12 protein-coding genes and 2 pseudogenes are annotated in these 18,877 nt (G+C 46.9%); 7 read left to right on the top strand and 7 right to left on the bottom strand.

Going from position 1 to position 18,877, the window contains the following annotated elements:
- The first annotated feature begins 289 nt into the window (after positions 1-289).
- Entirely contained in the window at positions 290-1,165 is an 876-nt protein-coding gene (locus tag MIC7113_RS26595; RefSeq protein ID WP_015185297.1) for a DUF4388 domain-containing protein, read from the top strand.
- Positions 1,166-1,281: 116 nt separating this feature from the next.
- Here MIC7113_RS26595 and MIC7113_RS26600 read toward each other — a convergent pair whose 3' ends face one another.
- The 3 genes from MIC7113_RS26600 to MIC7113_RS26610 all read right to left on the bottom strand — a co-directional run bounded on the left by MIC7113_RS26600 (position 1,282) and on the right by MIC7113_RS26610 (position 4,850).
- The gene (locus tag MIC7113_RS26600; RefSeq protein ID WP_015185298.1) at positions 1,282-2,043 is read right to left on the bottom strand and encodes an ABC transporter ATP-binding protein; all 762 of its coding nucleotides are present in this window, start codon (positions 2,041-2,043) and stop codon (positions 1,282-1,284) included.
- A gap of 97 nt (positions 2,044-2,140) precedes the next feature.
- Positions 2,141-3,358 (bottom strand): ABC transporter permease, encoded by a 1,218-nt coding sequence (locus tag MIC7113_RS26605; protein WP_015185299.1) that lies wholly within the window; start codon positions 3,356-3,358, stop codon positions 2,141-2,143.
- Positions 3,359-3,404: 46 nt separating this feature from the next.
- On the bottom strand, positions 3,405-4,850 hold the full coding sequence (locus MIC7113_RS26610; protein WP_015185300.1) for an efflux RND transporter periplasmic adaptor subunit: 1,446 nt from the start codon (positions 4,848-4,850) through the stop codon (positions 3,405-3,407).
- Between the two features lie 764 nt (positions 4,851-5,614).
- Here MIC7113_RS26610 and MIC7113_RS26615 point away from each other — a divergent pair.
- Positions 5,615-6,499 carry a tetratricopeptide repeat protein gene (locus MIC7113_RS26615; protein ID WP_015185302.1) on the top strand — a complete coding sequence of 295 codons (885 nt, stop codon included), beginning with the start codon at positions 5,615-5,617 and terminating at the stop codon, positions 6,497-6,499.
- 284 nt (positions 6,500-6,783) lie between these two features.
- On the opposite strand, the gene MIC7113_RS26620 is transcribed toward MIC7113_RS26615, so the two are convergent.
- Positions 6,784-7,185 carry a response regulator gene (locus tag MIC7113_RS26620; protein ID WP_041780235.1) on the bottom strand — a complete coding sequence of 134 codons (402 nt, stop codon included), beginning with the start codon at positions 7,183-7,185 and terminating at the stop codon, positions 6,784-6,786.
- Positions 7,186-7,322: 137 nt separating this feature from the next.
- Between MIC7113_RS26620 and MIC7113_RS26625 the strand changes: the two genes are divergently transcribed.
- The 3 genes from MIC7113_RS26625 to MIC7113_RS36890 all read left to right on the top strand — a co-directional run bounded on the left by MIC7113_RS26625 (position 7,323) and on the right by MIC7113_RS36890 (position 10,724).
- Positions 7,323-9,929 (top strand): DNA gyrase/topoisomerase IV subunit A, encoded by a 2,607-nt coding sequence (locus MIC7113_RS26625; RefSeq protein WP_015185304.1) that lies wholly within the window; start codon positions 7,323-7,325, stop codon positions 9,927-9,929.
- Positions 9,930-9,982: 53 nt separating this feature from the next.
- Complete coding sequence (locus MIC7113_RS26630) at positions 9,983-10,285, top strand: hypothetical protein (RefSeq protein ID WP_015185305.1); 303 nt, start codon at positions 9,983-9,985, stop codon at positions 10,283-10,285.
- Positions 10,286-10,592: 307 nt separating this feature from the next.
- On the top strand, positions 10,593-10,724 hold the full coding sequence (locus MIC7113_RS36890) for a twin-arginine translocation signal domain-containing protein (protein WP_015185306.1): 132 nt from the start codon (positions 10,593-10,595) through the stop codon (positions 10,722-10,724).
- 53 nt (positions 10,725-10,777) lie between these two features.
- On the opposite strand, the pseudogene MIC7113_RS26635 reads toward MIC7113_RS36890, so the two are convergent.
- Positions 10,778-12,182: pseudogene (locus tag MIC7113_RS26635) on the bottom strand (IS1634 family transposase).
- A gap of 79 nt (positions 12,183-12,261) precedes the next feature.
- On the opposite strand from MIC7113_RS26635, the gene MIC7113_RS26640 reads away from it, so the two are divergent.
- Positions 12,262-13,419 carry a caspase family protein gene (locus MIC7113_RS26640; RefSeq protein ID WP_015185307.1) on the top strand — a complete coding sequence of 386 codons (1,158 nt, stop codon included), beginning with the start codon at positions 12,262-12,264 and terminating at the stop codon, positions 13,417-13,419.
- A 99-nt stretch (positions 13,420-13,518) separates the two neighbouring features.
- Here MIC7113_RS26640 and MIC7113_RS26645 read toward each other — a convergent pair whose 3' ends face one another.
- Positions 13,519-14,130, bottom strand: a complete 612-nt coding sequence (locus MIC7113_RS26645; protein ID WP_015185308.1) for a Uma2 family endonuclease — start codon at positions 14,128-14,130, stop codon at positions 13,519-13,521.
- A gap of 290 nt (positions 14,131-14,420) precedes the next feature.
- On the opposite strand from MIC7113_RS26645, the pseudogene MIC7113_RS26650 reads away from it, so the two are divergent.
- Positions 14,421-17,104 (top strand): annotated as a pseudogene (locus MIC7113_RS26650) (CHAT domain-containing protein).
- Positions 17,105-17,116: 12 nt separating this feature from the next.
- Here the strand turns inward: MIC7113_RS26650 and MIC7113_RS26660 are convergent.
- On the bottom strand, positions 17,117-18,613 hold the full coding sequence (locus tag MIC7113_RS26660; RefSeq protein ID WP_015185309.1) for a serine/threonine-protein kinase: 1,497 nt from the start codon (positions 18,611-18,613) through the stop codon (positions 17,117-17,119).
- Positions 18,614-18,877 lie beyond the last annotated feature (264 nt).

The following is an 18,877-nucleotide window of genomic DNA, read 5'->3' on the forward strand; positions in this document are numbered from 1 at the left end:
GTTAGGCACGCCAGAGTTCGTTTAAAAATAACTTTGCCATTTCAACCATTCTTGTACCTAAAATGGCTCACTTTTTTTGTACAAGTCCTAAGAGGCAAGAGGATAGGTCTTATTCAAGAGATTGCTCTACTGTAATGATTTTCTACTCTCTATCGATAGATTGATTCAGGAAATAGTAGGTTCTATATTAGTATTGCGTAATATTAAGTAAATTATTGAACGACCTATGCCATCGTTGATTTCCAACTACACTCTCTGTCTTTTAACCTTCAATTACAATTAAACAGCCATGTCCATTACAGGTCATCTATCAGACTTTTCCTTACCCGAAATTTTTCAGTTGCTGGAAAAAGGGCATAAAACCGGCCTCCTAACACTTCGGACTGAACCCGTCGTTCATGATAAGCCCCAATTTCATTACATCTGGGTGTATCAGGGTCGAATTGTCGCAGCCGCCAATCGACTCGATCATCAGGGATTAGTTTCGCTAATTGATCAACGCCAGTGGGTTAGCGATCGCGTCTTTGATAAATTAGTTCACTGGTGCTGTCCAATCAATGAACCCCTAGGATTATACCTGAAAAATCAAGGCGTTTTACAAGCCAAACAACTGAAACGATTATTCCAATTTCAGGTATTAAGTGGCGTGTGTGCTTTATTTCAATTCAAAGATGCTGAGTTTCGATTTGAGCCAAACGTGCAAATCCCGACGCGAGAAATGACCGGTTTAAGTGTACTAGCCACTGAAGCGGTACTCGTCGGGTTAAGGGTACTGCGAAACTGGGATGCGTTAGCCGATAAACTGCCCGATCCAAACGGGGGTTTGGTTAGTATCCTTGCAGGTCAACCCCAATATCGTTTAGATACTCTAGAGTGGCAAGTTTGGGAATACACCAAAGGCACAATGTCTCTAAGCGCGATCGCACGACAATTAAGACTCCCTGTAGAAAAAGTGCAGCAGGTGGCTTTCCGACTGATCACCATCGGTTTAGCAGAAGAAGTGCCTTTGTTAGTGGGCACCCTACCGACTCAGGAAGTAGAAGCCCTACCCGCACAACTCCTTGAAGACGCGGAAAAACAGAACATCAGCCCCTCCTTTATGCAAAGCTTAGTGGGTTTTTTGCGTAGCAAAGTCACCACCCAACCTAGCCTCAGTAATTGTTAGTTGGTAATGGGTAATGGGTAATGGGTAATAGTAAGAACTTTCTTCAATTACCGAAACCTCAAGAGCATCGCTACCGCTTCGTGATTTTCAGGATTAATTAGCCCTAAAAGTAGCCACTAAGAAACAGCTACCTGAGTAATTTCCTCAGGAGTCAGATGAGAATGTATCACCTCACCGTCACGAAACCAAACAATGCGCTTGGTCAAACGTGCCACCTCTGGCTCATGAGTCACCATCACCACAGTAATACCACTGGCATTGAGTTCGGTGAAGATATCCATAACTTCCTGAGTCGTTCGAGAATCTAACGCTCCTGTCGGTTCATCGGCTAAGAGTAAGACAGGTTTATTCACAATTGCACGGGCGATCGCTACCCGTTGTTGTTGACCTCCAGAGAGCTGATTGGGTTTATTATTTAGACGATTTTCTAATCCTACTCGCGTCAAAGCCGCCGTTGCACGCTCTCGCCGTTCGGCATTTGGTATACCTGCATAAACCATTGGCAGCATGACATTTTCCAGCGCTGTCAATTGAGCCAACAAGTGGAATTGCTGGAAAACAAAACCAATTTTAAGATTCCGAATTTTCGCTAAATCAGAATCAGCGAGTCCAGAGACATCCACCCCATCTAAATAATAGTGTCCCGAAGTCGGTCGATCGAGACAGCCAATAATATTCATCGCTGTCGATTTACCCGAACCCGATGCTCCCATAATCGAGCAATATTCTCCTTGCTCCACAATTAGGTTGACACCGTTGAGAGCACGCACTTCTGTATTGCCGATGCCATAGACTTTAAAGATATCCTCAAGGCGAATAACAACAGGTTTTCTGGGAGAATCGGAAACCTCTGATAGAAAATTAAGGGAGTTTTTCATAATACCTAATACTAATTTTTATACCTGGAATTGGTACTCAGGAATCTATCAAAATTCTGACTCACCTAAGTTGAATGGCTCTTGCCTTCTGCCTTTCTTAAGCACTTCTGAGAGCAACAATCGGGTCAAGTTTCGCCGCCCGCCGTGCTGGTACGACGCCAAAGAATAAGCCAATTCCACCGGAGATACTAACCGATACTAGAATCGCCACTGGAGAAATTCCCGCTTTCAAAGGACTCACCATCGCGACAATTTGAATAACGCTAATTCCTAGCGCCGTGCCAATGATGCCACCTGCCGCCGAGAGAATAACCGCCTCAATCAGGAACTGAATCAAGATGTCTCGTTCTTGAGCACCGAGCGCTTTTCGTAATCCGATTTCCTGGGTACGTTCCGTGACTGAGACTAGCATAATGTTCATCACACCAATACCCCCGACGAGCAGAGAAATTGCCGCAATTGCCGCCAAAAGAACGGTGAGTCCGCCCGTGATTGTGCCAACAATCTTGAGAACATCCTTCTGAGTTCTCACGGTAAAATCATCCTCATCGGTGATTTTGTGCCGCAACCGCAGCAAGTTCTCAATTTGAAACTGAGCCGCCCCGATGCTATCTTGACTTTTTGCAGTCGCGGAAATAAACGTTAGTTCTAACCCATAGGGAGACGTTCGTCCCACGAGGCGATTCGCCATTGTCGTAAGGGGAATGAAGGCGGTATCATCCTGATTGTCTCCCAAGAAAGCCCCTTTTGGCTCCATCACCCCAATCACCTGAAAGGAGGCATTTTTGATGCGGATTGTCTGCCCAATGGGGTCACTATTTCCAAATAGTTTCTCCGCCACGTCAGCGCCCAAAGCTACAACTTGATTATTCCGCTCTAAGTCTAAATTCGTGATAAACCGACCCCTAGCAACATCAAAGTTCCTGACGACGAGAAATTCAGGTGTTGTGCCAGTAATCGCCGTGTTGGTGTTTCGGTTGCGGTAGGTAACTAACAGCCTGGAATTAATCTGAGGAGCAACTTCTTTAATAGAAGGGACTTGAGTGGCGATCGCTTTAGCATCTGCAAGCACCAGCGTCTTCGGCAGGTTCAATGTCGTACTCCGAGTTTGTTGAGAACCCGGAACAATAAACAAGAGGTTAGGCCCAAGGGTTTCAAATTGCTCAGAAGCTAACCTTTGAGCACCTTGTCCAATTCCCACCATTGCAATCACCGAAGCATTACCAATAATAATGCCCAACATCGTTAAGCTACTACGCAGCTTGTTAGCCACTAGCGTAGTTCCTGCCATTTTTAGACTTTCTAATAAATCCATATATTCATGAATTGATAATTAAAATAAAGTCAATTTTTAAAAAAGTTTATTTATTTTCTTGATTTTTTTTCTGCTTAAAATCTTCAGGTAAATCAATAAACACCCGTTGACCCGGACTTAACCCCTCCAGAATCTGAGTTTGGTTTTGAATACTCGTCCCAATTGTCACAGGTTTAAATTGGGGCTTATTCTGTGCATCTGGCAACAAAACCCCCGTTTTACCTTCCTGTGTCACAATCGCGACGGTCGGAATAACTAGGGCATTATTAACTTTTTCACCTAAAAAGGTAAGCTTAACATTCATGCCCGAACGTAGCTCATCTTGACCCGTTAATAGCGCCACCCGCACCTCAAAAGACGTGACATTTTGCTCAACCACGGCTTCCGGTGCCACCCGTTGGACGCGACCTTGAAAAACTTTTTCAGGAAAGGCATCTGCGACAACCTCCACCGACTGTCCGGGTTTCATTTTGCCGACATCAACCTCTGGAACTTTAGCCAGAATTTCCAGCCCTTTAGCCAGTGCCACAATCGAAGTTGAGGTGGCTGAAGCCGTACTTGACGCTGACGTGGTTGGGGTAACGAATGCTCCTTCGGTGGCATATTTTTGCGTCACAATTCCTGAAAAGGGCGCACGAATAATTGTGTCTTGCAGTTGAACTTGCACAGACATCACCTCCGCTTTCGCTGCATCCACTGCCGCTTTGAGTTGGGCAATTTCCTGGGGACGCCTACCGTTTTGCAACTGCTCTAAATTAAAGCGCGATTCGGCTACAGCCGCCTCTAGTTGGTCAATTTCTGGCTTTTTGGTGTTTTGTTGCTGCTCTAAACGCCGTTGTGCTTCTTGTAGGTTGGCTTGAGCGTTGCGTTCTTCGGTTAAGGCTTCATCCCGTCTGTCTAGGGACACAGCGCCTTGTGAGGCTAAATTTCGATAGCGATCGGCTCTCAGTTTAGCCAGGGCTAATCGTGATTGGGCGGCTTCGATTTGCGATCGGACTTGCTCAATTTCTTGGGGATTACCACCACGCGCCGCCTCTAAACGCGCTTGAGCTTGCAACAAGCGGGCTTTAGCTTGGTTGATTTCTTCTGGGCGACTCCCTGCCTGTGCCTCGGCTAACGTGGCTTGTGCTTTATTCAGGTTCGCTTGAGCTTGAGCTAATCGCGCCTGCAAATCCGCATTTTCCATCAGTGCGATTTGTTGTCCTTCCTGGATGCGATCGCCCTGTTCCACAAACAACTTAGCCAAACGACCTGAGGTTTTGGGGCTAAGGTTGACATTTTGAATCGGCACCACAGTACCCGTGATGTCGGTAATCCGCAGCGTCAGAGTCTCCGCTTGCACAGGTACGGTTAGTTGATTGAGGTCGATTTTAGGTTTCCTCGCCTCAAGAGCCAAGTGAGTTGCACCACCCACTCCCACAATGCCTGCGGCTACTAACCCGATGATCCAAGGGGAAGGTTGTTTGACTTTACCGATTAGTGGAAGTTCCATGTAATGATGTTTTCCCATCCGGCTGTAAAGATAACCAGGTTGTGAGAAGGTTGTGCGTCTCCTTGGCTTGGCTCTACTCCCTAGAGTCTCCTTGAATCAAGAGAGAGTACTCCCTTCTGAGTTAGACGTTCACCCTATCCGACTTGCCACCCAACTTTACCTTTCTTTATACTATCGGTCTGGCTTGAACCTTTGGGCTACTCTGATTACTCCTGGTAGTACGGAATTCCGAAGCAACAAGCTCTGATCGAGTTCACGCCTGAAACTTCACAATACTTTGCAATTGGGAGAAGGGTTATTGAGCCACGAAAAAGGTTATGATAATAAGTTTTAGTGTTGCTTATGATAATATCTTGACGGCTTCAACTGGGTTGGCGCTTCCTCCAACTGGCTCATTCCATTGGGTGAAGTAGTATCACTGAACCAAAATCTGCCGGAATAGAGGAAAGTTGAGTCATTCACTCAGATCGTCATGATTAAATGCTCTCTCCCCCACTCTCCCATGCTCACGCTTAGCTCAGGTTCGATGGGAACATGTCAGGGAGAGCAAGTGGATGCCCGCACTGCGTGCCGCTACGCTAACATCCCCCAGCCCCTTCTCCTTTAGGGTGAGGGCTTCCCATTGGTGACATGCTCCCATGTCCCCTACTCCCTATATAGATAGGGTCAGACCAATTTTTGGTTAAGATTTCAGCAACAATCCCATCGATTATGCGCTAATTTAGCTCTTAGATTCCTTCCTTGTTGTCTTTAGAGGCTGCACCGTGCCCAAGTATCTTCCTTTAATTTCTATTTTTGTTCTCCTGGGTTTTTTGAGTGCACAAGCGCCAGTTGCTGGACAGGCACTCGTGCCCTATACCCTTCAGCTGGATTCAAAGCAACTAGAGCAGCAGGGCTTGAACCTCGCTCAGGATGCGGTTCAGTTGGTACGTTTCCAGCAATATGAACTGGCTTTGCCGAGAGCAGAGTTAGCGACTCAACTGGCTCCCAAAGCGTTCCAAACCTGGTTTATTTTGGGAAGTTTGTATGTTCAGACGAAAGAGTTAGATCAGGGGATTACGGCTTTAGAACGGGCTAAATCTCTAGACCCTAAAGAATCAGGAATTTACTTTACTCTGGGTTCTGCGCGTTTTCAAAAAGCCGAATATTCCAAAGCGGTTGCTGAGTTGGAAGCTGGGTTGAAAATTAAACCCAATGTTCCAGAAGCCCTGTTTGACTTAGGGAATGCTTACTATATGCTCAAAGCTTATCCTAAGGCGATCGCTCAGTATGAAAAAGCCGTTGCTCAAGAAAAGAAATTTTGGCCTGCCATCAACAACATTGGTCTAGTGAAGTACGAACAGGGTGATATTCGGGGTGCTCTGGACAAATGGCAAGCGGCAATCGCCATTGACGATGAAGCCGCAGAACCTCAACTAGCCGCTGCGGTTGCGATGTATGCTCAGGGAGAGCAGGAAAAGGCCATTGCACTGGGAGAAGCGGCACTTCGCATCGATAGTCGCTATGCTGACTTAGATTTTCTTAAAGAAAATCTTTGGGGTGAGCGTCTGCTCACTGAAACACAGAAGTTTTTGGCAAACCCCAAAATACAAGCCAGTATTGCTCAAAGCCAAGCATCGCCGACACAAGTAGAAAGTGCCCCTCGGTAGAGTCGCCATTGGTCAGCTCGCTTTTGGGAGCTTTGCCGATAGAATCCGCTCAGAACCTCTAGCTCTCGATTCAGAGGCTCTGGGTGAGGTCTAGACCTTTTCTTTCCAGAAGGGTTAGCCTCCCCAAGCAATGACTGGCCTGATGGGGAACACCTCTTGCCAAAAGGGTCATTAGATAGTACTTATGTACTTAATTGGTATCCCACTCAGCCGTAACTTAAGTAAAAATCGAGAGGAGGAAGACAAGTCAAACCGATTAAAGTAAGCGTAAAGAGACAACGGTATTAAGTCTCTTTGGGGAGCAGAGCCATAATCTGATCCACAAACTGTTGATGGTCAACAACCGGCTTGGAGATGTAGCCATCAGCACCACTTTGCTTGAGGAAGTTTTCGCGATCGCCCTCCATAGCGTGAGCCGTAACCAAAATAATCGGTAAATTGGAGGTTTGAGCATCAGCTTTGAGCATCTGGGTAATCTTAATCCCGTCTACAGCCTTACCCCGGTAAACACTGTGGGATAGGGAAACATCCATCAAGATAATGTCAGCGGCTCCACTTTGTGCAATTTGCATCACCTCTTCCACATCTTCGGTATGCTTTACATCTAAGCCGCCCCGCTTGCTGAGAATCTTAGAAAAAACACGAGCATTAATGGGATCGTCTTCTACAATCAGAACGGTTTTCATGGGCGTTGCCTTGCTGAAAGTCGTCGTTTTTTTGAATGTGCGATTTGATAATAAGTCTGACAGGGACTTTGTCATGTTGCCATCCTGGCAGGCACTCCGTCATCACTTAGTGGTCAGAAATTAGGGAACTTTAACTCATGGCAAAACAGCTCAATTTACTTGCGACCGGTCAGGTCATCCCCACAGCTTTACATGCGGAGATGCAACGGTCTTATCTTGAATATGCCATGAGTGTGATTGTTGGACGGGCACTTCCCGACGTGCGCGACGGTCTCAAACCCGTTCATCGGCGTATTTTATATGCGATGCACGAATTAGGTTTAACACCAGATCGACCGTATCGCAAGTGTGCCCGTGTAGTGGGAGACGTTTTAGGCAAATATCACCCTCACGGTGACCAAGCCGTTTACGACGCGCTGGTTCGTCTCGTACAAGACTTTTCTTCACGCTATCCACTACTGGCAGGTCATGGCAACTTTGGTTCCGTGGACAATGATCCACCTGCCGCCATGCGTTATACCGAAACACGGTTATCTTCGGTAGGGAATGAAGCACTCCTGTCCGAGATTGGTGAGGCAACCGTTGATTTTAGCTCCAACTTCGATAGCTCTCAGCAAGAGCCAGTGGTACTCCCGGCTCAGTTGCCGGTATTACTACTCAATGGTTGCTCTGGTATCGCCGTGGGCATGGCAACGAATATCCCTCCTCACAACTTGGGAGAGGTGGTGGATGGTTTGATTGCCTTAATTGACCATCCCAATTTATCTGACGAAAAATTATGGGAATTGATTCCAGGGCCAGATTTTCCCACCGGAGGGGAAATTGTCGATGTCGGGGGCATTCGGGAGGCTTACAGTATCGGTCGGGGTAGCATTCCCGTGCGGGGGATCGCTCAACTCGAAGAAATTGCAGCAGGGCGAGGACGGCGTCAACACAGGCGAACCGCGATTGTTGTGACTGAACTCCCTTATCAGGTGAATAAGGCCGGTTGGATTGAGAAAGTGGCTGAACTGGTCAACCAAGGGCGCTTGGAAGGTATTGCGGACTTGCGGGATGAAAGCGATCGCTCCGGGATGCGCGTGGTGATTGAACTCAAACGAGACACCAATGCTCACCACGTCCTCAAACAGTTGTACCAGCAAACCGCACTGCAAACGACCTTTGGCGCAATTATGCTGGCTTTAGTGGATAGACAACCGCGTCAGCTCAATTTACGCCAGTTATTAGAAGAATTCTTACAATTTAGAGAGCAGACGCTGACCCGGCAATATACCTATGAGCTGGAACAACATGAAGGACGCCTTCACCTCGTTGATGGGTTAATTATTTGTCTGGAAGCCCTAGACAGGGTCATTGATATTCTCAGAAGCGCCCCAGATGGGACAACGGCAAAGACTTCTCTACAAAATCAGTTAAACATTAGTGAGGCTCAGGCTGATGCTATTTTATCCATGCCCATGCGACGCCTCACGGGTTTAGAGCGGCAAAAATTACAGACGGAATTTGCAGAACTCACAGCCCGAATTGAGCAGTTGCGGCGATTACTTAGCGATCGCAACGAGTTGCTCAAAACCTTGAAGAAAGATTTGCGATCGCTCAAACGCAAGTATGCTGATCCCCGCCGAACTAAAATTATCACCAAAGACCTGAAAGCCAAGGAGCAAGAGGTCAGCCGTCAAGCGTCATCAGCCAAGAGTAAAAAGTCAAAAGTTAAGAATCAAACCTCACCCGACAAAAGTTCCACCTCAGAACCCGGAAATCAGGAGAAGGGAAACCGCAGGAAGAAGAAAGACTCCAATCCACCCACACTTCCCCTTCCTGAGCTTGTGGTTGAAGAAGAAGAAACCGTGTTGGAATTTACCCATCACGGGTGTGTACTGCGGCAGCGTCCCACAACAACCTCAAAATCCACCCAGTCCATGAAAAAAGGGAATGACTTTGTAGTTGAGACTCTAACCACCATCACGCAGGCAGAATTAGTCGTGATCACAAGTGCTGGGAAAGCCTACCCCGTCAAAGTTCGAGATATTCCACCCGCCGCTGGACTCCAGGCAGGAACTCCTTTGGTGAAATTATTACCTGAGGTGGTGCAATCTGAAACGGTAGTGGCTTACTATATCCTGCCGGAACAGCCCGATACCCTCTCCTTGATTCTGCTCACTCAGCAGGGGCGAATTAAGCGCCTACCCGCTTCTGAGTTGACGAACCTCACGGCACGGGGGACAACACCGATCAAGCTCAAGGATGATGATCAATTGCAATATGTGTGTCTGGCTCAACCGGGTGAGCAACTCGCCTTGGCAACGAGCAATGGACGGATTTTGCGTTTTGAGATTAATGATGCTCAGTTACCACTGATGGGGCGCAGTGCTCAAGGAAATCAAGCCTTGCGGTTACAACGTCGAGAGCGGTTGGTCGGTTGTGTGACACTGTCTGCCAAGGAAAACCTGTTACTGGTTTCTGAGCAAGGTTATGGAAAGCGCGTGCCTGTGGGTTTGTTTCGGTTGGTCAATCGGGGGGAGCTGGGGACTCAGGCTCTACAATTTAAGACGGCGACAGATAGTTTAGTGGCAATGACCAAAGCTTTACCCAAGTCAGAAGTCATGCTGGTGACAAGTGCTGAGCGGACGGTGTCTTTACAGATGGAGTCCGTCAAAATATGGGGTAAAGATGGAACAGGCGATCGCATTGCTAAACTCAAGGCGGAAGAAAAAATTCTTTCGGTCAGTGTTTTAAGCTCATGAGCGGACTGAAAGCCAGCCACTGCAAGTTTCGGCAAGCCAATCTGGAGGACTGAATGAACCCCACCCCTGAAACTGATTTCCCCAATCGCCTCCTACCTCAAACTGTGGCTCTTGTGGAAAAGGCGATGGGTGGAACGAGCGAACCCAGAGTAGTGGAAGCACTAATGGCTGCCTTTGTCTTACTGGAAGAGAGTATCAAGACGGACTCCCCCATCGTTGCCCTGGAACAGGATGTCCGTACAGATACGGGAACGTACCATTTGTTTATCCGACGGCTCAGTATGAGTGTTCCTGCGGGGAAGTTCCAGATTTTAATTACCCGTGAACTGGCATCTGGCTTAATTGACCCCAATTGAAAATAGAGAGAATGAGGGGAGATAAATTTTCCGCCTAGTAGTCAAGCTGACTCTTCTGCCTTTTGCTATAGCTGCATAATATTGTGGGAAATCTCAGATATATAAAATGTGACCGCATGGATTAAACCAAAGGGGATGCCACAGTAATTGCTGTTGGTATCGCTACTCGGAATAGTCCATCCGAGTTGAACTTTATTGCTCGATTAAATCTGATATATTAGACACAAATCTGACTTGAGATGTCCGCTACAGCCAATTTTGCGATTGGTATTCTCACTCTATCTCTAATACCTGAAATTAGCTCACTATGACCCATATTACTCGCCGTCATTTCTTGCAATTTGTTGGTTCAGCACTAGCAGGCATTGGAATCAATCAGGTATTATTTCAACGGCAAGCCCAACAGTATGGTCAAGTTCTAGCGGAAGTTCCCCTTTGACAAAAAACTACAACCTATGCTGTGAGAGAGGGAGAGACTCAACTCCTCGGCTGTTACTGGGTACAAATTAAGGAAACTTCTAACAAATCTAACGCTTTTTGTTGGAGTGGAGTCGGTTGAGTAATTTTCTCAAACATTAGAGAAGTCTCCAGACCACTAGACTGGAATTTATTTTTGACAATCGTTGCTAAATCAGTCATTAAAGTCCGAAAACTATGGACAGGAAGCTTTTCAGGTGTCTTTTTAGTCGCTGCCTTAGCGCGGGCTTTCTTTGAACGCTTAGATGGAGCAACAATTGAACTTTTTCCCTCCGGTTCAACTGTGACTTTTTCATCGTCAAACAGCAGTGGAGCTAAAGCTTTCCTCATGTGCCACTCCACATAATAAGCCAGCATACACAAGAAGACGTGAGCTTTGACGCGCTGTTCTAAACGGTGATAAATTGGACGTACTTTCAAATCGATAGTTTTATAACTGCGGAAAGCTTGTTCGACAGTAGAAAGGCTTTTATAGGTTCTCACCGTTTGAGCCGCATCTAAAGTCTCCGGTTTGACTGAAGTCCGAATAATATAGACTCCATCCAAAGCCGAATCATTGGCGATAGCCGCTTCATTCAATGAGTAAGAAAAACTTGTCTCAGTGATGGCAATATTAAAGTATTTCCCCACACATGTAGCATTGAGAACTCGCCCCACTCTCAGTCCAATCTGGTCGGCTCCTTTGAGGGCGCGTTTATCTCGTGAAGTGGCGATAACAATCTTATTGAGTTCCTGCTGTGTCGCCTGTAATAAAGCAATTCTAGTCAAAGACTTTTCTTGAGCAAGCATCGGGTTGCGACAAGCAATTAGCCGCTCACTGGGGTAATCAGAACAAGAAAATTCTACTAAGTCAGTTTCATCAAATAATGAGAGTTGAACAGCTTCTTGTTCAAGAAGTTTCCGAAGCTCCTTCGGATAGATGTCTTAGGGCTAACTCATTTTCGATTAATTCTTGTTTGGATACCAGCCAATCCATTGCTTCATACAATTCATCTTCATCGGCTTTTTCTAAGCCCAACAGTTCACTTAACGATGAATTGCACGTTTCGCTGTGCAATCCTCTCGCTGTGGCTAACTTGGAACGAGGGTCAAGGAGACGCGCCACGATCATCGCCAAAACTAGAGCTCGTTTTCTCGAATTTGAGGGTGAGATTAGATGGTGCAAAGACAGTTTTTTGATTGTTCCTAAAACCGCAGCTACATGACCATGAGGTAGACTTCTTTCTACAGAGAATGATTCGGAGAGATTTTCAATAGCTGCGCCGCCTTTGAGCACTATTCTCAAGTTATCAATGACAGTATCCGGTAATTTCGACAGGTTAGCTAAAGTTCTTTTACGGATTTTACCCCCTTCACGATAGGACTCTCGTAGGAGGACAGCGGGGGGTGAATTTCTGTTAGGGACTCGTTCAATATACATGGCTACTATTGTCCCAGAAATCTCCCCGCCAAAATCTTAAAAAATTCTTAAAAACATGGGTACGGCTTTCTGGGAGTAAATGGCTCTAGTTCCCGTCACTCAAGCTTTTTCTCCCTTTGTAGTTCATCTGTACGGGGGAACTTCCGTTCTAGCTCAAAGTACGCCTCGCAAACTGGCGTTACTTGTTGGCATTAATAATTACATCGAACAACCTTTGGAAGGATGCCTCAACGATGTAGATTTGCAACGAAACTTGTTGATTTATCGGTTTGGGTTTAATCCCAAAGATATTTTGGTTTTGCCTGATAAAGATGCGACACGGGAAGGGATGCTAACGGCGTTTGATGAACATTTAATTAAACAAGCTAAACTGGGAGATGTGGTGGTTTATCACTATTCTGGGCATGGTTCGCAAATTTTTGACTCTGATCCAATTGGGGGTGAGCGAGGAAAAGCAGGACTAAATGGGACTTTTGTGCCGGTGGATAGTAATTTATCGGCTGGATATCCAGAAGTTGGAGGAACGGTGCAAGACATTATGGGGCATACGTTGTTTTTGCTGATGTCTGCGCTGAAAACTGAAAATGTCACGGCGGTTTTGGATAGTTGTTTTTCCGGTGGGGCGACAAGAGAAGCGCGGGTACGTTCGCGGGATGGGGGTAAGAATGTTTTGGTTTCTGCTAATGAAAAAACGTACCAAGAGCAGTGGTTATCTCGGTTAAATATGTCGCCAGAAGACTTTGTGAAGGGGTATCGAACAGGCGTTGCTAAAGGTATGGTTTTAGCGGCAACTGCACCTGATCAATTGGCACGGAAAGTAAATATTAATGGCTTTAAATCAGGCATCTTTAGTTATTTACTCACGCATTATCTTTGGCAGGAGGATAGCAATATTGAGCGGGTATTCCAAAAGATTCTCCCAGAAATCCCGAAAGATTTTGATCAATTGCCGCGTTATGAAGTGAAACCAGGGAGCGATTATCAATGGCAAAGTCCTTATTTTATTAATTCTCCTCAGTCGCCAGCACAGGCGGTGGTGATGGGAGTGAAGGGGAATACTGCCCAGTTGTGGTTAGGGGGTGTTGATTTAAGGCAGGTGAAAGCGGGGACGGTATTTACGGCAATGAAGGGTACAGGACAGGTGAAAGTGGTTGCTCGTGATGGGTTGGTGGCACAGGCAATGGTTGAGAACGCCGTGAAGAAAGGAACACCGTTGCGTTTGATGGGTAATGGGTAAGAGGAGTCTTTATTAGCTGATGGGAGTGGCACAGTTTGTAGGTGAGGATCTACGAACTTGTACAAGTGCGATGTTACTGGACATCATACTAAGCTCCCTTTAAACCTCTCCCACATCAGGTGCAATTTCCCCATCCACCTGCTCAAAATTCACCTTATTATAGATATCTGAGATAGGAATTTCAAAGGATACCGAAGCTAGCCCTAGAGTAACGTCAGATTGACCATAATCCCTAAACGACCATTGCTTATCATCCGTCTTATGATAATGTTCGATATATATCCGAGTTTGGTCAATTAACAAGTATTCCTGAAACGTCCCAATCGTGCGGTATCCTTCAAACTTTTTACTCTGATCGTATCCCTTGGTTGACGGTGACAAAACCTCGATAATTAATTGGGGATTCGTAATTGTATCCGTGCGATTGTTATAATACTCCGGTTTTCCAGTCACTAACATCACATCAGGATAGGTATAGATGCGCCGCTTGGGTATCCACAAGCGTACATCACTCATAAAAACTCGATAATCGAGTTTTTTGAAGGCAACACTTAGTTCAGTATAGAAATTGCCAGCTATTTGATTATGATTAGTAGAGCCACCTGCCATGGGAAAGATTTCACCGTCAATATATTCGCTTTTATAGTCAGCAGCTTCCTCCAGTGCTAGATATTCCTCGGTCGAGTAGTATCGTTGTTGTGTAGCTTGCATGGTTCGATGGGGAGCATTTGAGCGAAATTTACTTTTAATTTAGCACTGATGGTAAGCTTTGCCTGTTCTCAACTCTTCGAGTTTTAGCCTTTTCCAGGTCAATTATGATGAAATGTGATCGCACCTCTGGCAGGATAAAATTTTAACAAATAGACTCTAGCGCTGACCTCAAATCTCTTCTCTTCTCACTCAGCCCCAAATTCCAGCCCTACCTGCATAAGCTTTCCCCTCTTGAGATATAGAGAGTAACAGTAAGGATTAACGTAAGTTCAAGGCTAACAGGGGGAGTTATGGCGCAGTGGTTTAAATTCGTTGGGTTCATTTCACTTTCAGGGGTAACTTGCCTACTTTTATGCTCACAATCCTTCGCCGCTATTCCTGAGCAGATGGCTCCCAGGATAGCCCAACAGCCAGTTAACTCTGATGCGGCTGAACAAGTTCTTCAGGAAGCGATCCAACTCTATCGGCAAGGAACAGCAGAATCTCTGCGACAAGCAATTCCTAAATTTGAACAAGCTGCCATACTCTATTATCAAGCGAGTGACAAACGCTCAGAAGCCTTATCTCTCGTTGCCCTTGGGCGTGTCTACAGCGACTTGGGAGAAAAGCAGAAGGCCTTGGAACGCTACAACCAAGCTTTGCCCCTAGTACGAGCGGTGGGGGATAGAGGTGGGCAAGTCGTTACTCTCAATAATATTGGTACTGTCTACGACGACTTGGGAGAAAATCAGAAGGCATTGCAATTCTACAACCAAGCTCTGTCCCTATCTCAAGCAGAGGAAGATAGACGTGGGCAAGCTGGTATCCTCAATAATATTGGCGGTGTCTACTCCTCATTGGGAGAAATGCAGAAGGCATTGCAATTCTACAACCAAGCTTTGCCTCTAAGACGGGCGGTGAGGGATAGACGAGGGGAAGCCGCTACCCTCAATAATATTGGCTTAGTCTACGACTCATTGGGAGAACAACAGAAAGCATTGGAATTCTACAACCAAGCTTTGCCCCTAGTACGAGCGGTGGGGGATAGAGGTGGGGAAGCCTCTACTCTCAATAATATTGGCGGTGTCTACTCCTCATTGGGAGAAATGCAGAAGGCATTTGAGTTCTCCAACCAAGCTCTGTCCCTATCACGGGCGGTAGGGGATAGAGGACAGGAAGCCCTTACTCTCCATAACGTCGCCGTCGCGCAACGCAGCCAAGGCAACCTGAAAGAATCCTTAACCCTGATGGATAGCGCCATCACCATTATTGAAGACCTCCGCACCAAAATTGGCTCCCAAGAACTCCGCGCCTCCTACTTCGCCACCGTCCAAGACTACTACAAGTTCTACATCGACCTGTTGATGCAACTGCACCAGCAAAATCCCAATCAAGGATACGATGCCCTCGCCCTCCACGCCAGTGAACGCGCCCGTGCTAGAAGCCTCCTGGAACTCCTCACCGAAGCTAATGCCAACATCCGCCAAGGCGTTGACCCCAAACTGCTAGAACAAGAACGCAATCTTCAACAACAACTCAACGCCCTAGAACGTCGCAGGTATGAACTCTCCAGCAGTCAGTATACCGAACAACAACTCAATGAAATCAAACAACAATCCCAATCCCTACTCACTCAACTCGACCAACTCAAAGCCCAAATTCGGGTTACCAGTCCCCGCTACGCTGCCCTGAAATATCCCGAACCCTTAAACTTACAAGAGATTCAACAACAGGTACTCGACGACGATACCCTGCTTTTAGAATATTCCCTCGGCGAAGACCGCAGTTACCTCTGGGCAGTCAGCAAAACCAGCATTACCAGTTACGTACTCCCCAAACGCAGTGAAATCGAAGCCGCCGCCCAAACTTTCCGCGAATCTCTCACCCCCAATAGCGCCGCCAATCTCGAAGCCGGACTGCCACTGAGTCAGATGCTTCTCGCCCCCGTCGCTAATCAATTGGGTAATAAACGCTTACTAATTGTTGGAGATGGGGCATTGCAATCTGTTCCCTTTGCCGCGCTGCCCATACCGACCTCTCCCCCAACCCCTCTTGACCCCCCTCAATCCCCCGAAGCGGGGGGAGGACGGAGAACAAAGACTTGGATTCACGAGAGGGAAGTCCTACTCCCCCCTTCCCTAGTAGGGAAGGGGGGCTGGGGGGGTTAGGTTACACCCCGCTTTTAGTCCAAAACGAAATCATCACCCTCCCCTCCGCCTCCACCGTTGCCATTCAACAGCGCCAACTGCAAAACCGTCCCACTGCTGCCAAAACCCTTGCCGTAATTGCTGACCCCATCTTCGCTCTCAACGACCCTCGTTTTTCAACTACACCCCAACCCACCCCTGAAACACCCACCAACTCTGCCCTGACTCGCGCCACTCGTAACTTAGGTTTAGGGGACAGTGCCAAACTACTTGACCGATTGCAATATACTCGTACCGAAGCCGAAAAAATCCTCGCCCTCGTCCCAGAAGCGAAACATCTGCAAGCCTTAGACTTTAATGCCTCTCGAACTACAGCAACTAACCCGAATTTAGCCCAATATCAAATTATCCACCTTGCCACTCACGGCTTACTCGACCCCATTAATCCTGAACTATCAGGAATCGTGCTGTCCCTATTCGACCAAAAAGGCAAATCCCTTGATGGTTTCTTGCGCCTACAGGATATCTTCAACCTCAACTTACCTGCGGAACTCGTGGTTTTGAGTGCCTGCGAAACCGGATTAGGAAAAGACGTGAAAGGGGAAGGATTGGTCGGCTTGACAAGAGGCTTTATGTATGCAGGGTCACGGCGAGTGGTGGTGAGTTTGTGGAGTGTTAATGATGTCGCCACGTCTGAGGTGATGGCGAAATTCTACCAGAAAATGCTTCAGGACGGGCAAAATCCAGTAACGGCATTAAGGGCTGCACAACTAGAGATGTGGAACTCCCAGCAATGGCAGTCTCCTTATTATTGGGCAGCGTTTACCGTACAGGGGGATTGGCGGTAGGAGTACAAGCAATTAAACGGCTGTTGCCATCACGATCATCACGATAATTAACGCCAATACGGCGATAAAAACAGACACGAGAATAAATCCTGCGATCGCCCACAGTCTTTGATGCCGTTTGAACGCCTTGATACTCTTCCAACGGCGGCTTTTCCAAGCCCACTCATTGCCTTTAACACCTAAAATAATCGCCATCATTGGCCAAGTCATCCCCATGGTAAAGGGAAGGGTAATGATCGAAAGATCGCTCCAAGCTATCAGTCCAACCCAAACCTGATTGGGAATACACCATAAACCGGGAAAGAAAAACGCACCCCAGTTCCAGCCGGGAATTTCTTGGGGAACGGCAATAGAGGAGTCCAACAACTTCCCTTCTCCAGAATTATTCTTAGGAGTAGGGTGAACTGAATTGGAGCGGGAAGAAGACGCCTTGGGAATAAAAGCGATCGTATTCAGCATTCGCGTAGCCACAGGGACATCGGTTGCCGTAGCTAATAGGTATTCCAGAACCTGATCAGCCGAGTGAAACCGATCCGAAGGATGGGGCGCAAGCATACGGTTGAGCATAAAACTCATGCGTGGACTGAGGGCAAGTTCCTGCTGCCAAATCCAATGGAGTGTATCCGAATCAATCAAGTCTTGGGGATGTTTTCCCGTCATTAAAACTAGTGCCGTGACGGCTAAAGCATACAAATCGCTATGAGGGGCAACGATTCCTAAACGCATCTGTTCATCCGGCGAATAACCCATCTTACCCAGACGCGTCTTACTACTAAACGGAACAGACGGCGATGAACTGGAAACAGTTTGACCCACTTCAAGCGGAATTTCGACGACACCGCCCAAGTCAATTAAGATTGGCAACCCGTCGGAAGCACGGCAGATAATATTGTCAGGAGAAATATCACGATGAATAACACCTAACGAGTGGAGATAGCTTAAAACTACAAGCAGTTGCCACAACAACTCAACCATTTCGGCTTCGCTGAAGCGTTGCCCGAGCGCCATCCGCTCTTCTAATAAAGTCTGATAGGTTTTACCTTCGATGTAATCTTGAACTAGAAATAGCCGTTTTCCCTCCCGAAAAAATTCCCAAAATCGGGGAATCTGAGGCGATGAGAGCTTGTACAAAATTGCCGCTTCCCGCTGAAATAGTTCCTCTGCCTTTTGTAGGGCTTTAGTGCCTTGTAGGGTGGGCATCAGTTCTTTTAGTGTGACCCATTCGTTAAACCGTCCCGTATCTTCGGCAAGGTAAGTTCTGCCCATGCCTCCTTGACCGAGTGGGCGTACAATCACATAACGATCGCGCAACCGAGTCCCAGGAGCCAAGTGGCTACCCACTAGGTGAGGATTCTGTTGTGGCAGAGGTATTCCACAGCGAGAACAAAACCGTGCCCTACTGAGATTATCTTTCCCACAGCTTGTACAAGCGATCGCATTCATGAGGCTACTTTCAAGGGTTACCAGCTTACTTTTGTCCCGCATGAGTACCAGCTTAGCCAGTCCCATTGCGGCTCGACTAGAACAAGAAGGCAGAAGGCAGAGGGTAGAGGGTAGAAAGAGAGGGCACAGAGGCTTATAGTTTCTACTTTTGGCTTGGTTGTTAAAGGCTCACGTATTTCCGCCTGGGTGCATGAGTAAGGCATCACATCAATTTCACCGGCTCACCTCTATTCTTTCAGGGGTATTAAGCGGAAAAATTTGTAATGATTTTTTCATCTGCTTTCTTTACGGTTTCAATCCTCATATCCCTTTTCCGGATAGAATCCTAAG

This window comes from Allocoleopsis franciscana PCC 7113, assembly GCF_000317515.1.
GTDB lineage: Bacteria > Cyanobacteriota > Cyanobacteriia > Cyanobacteriales > Coleofasciculaceae > Allocoleopsis > Allocoleopsis franciscana.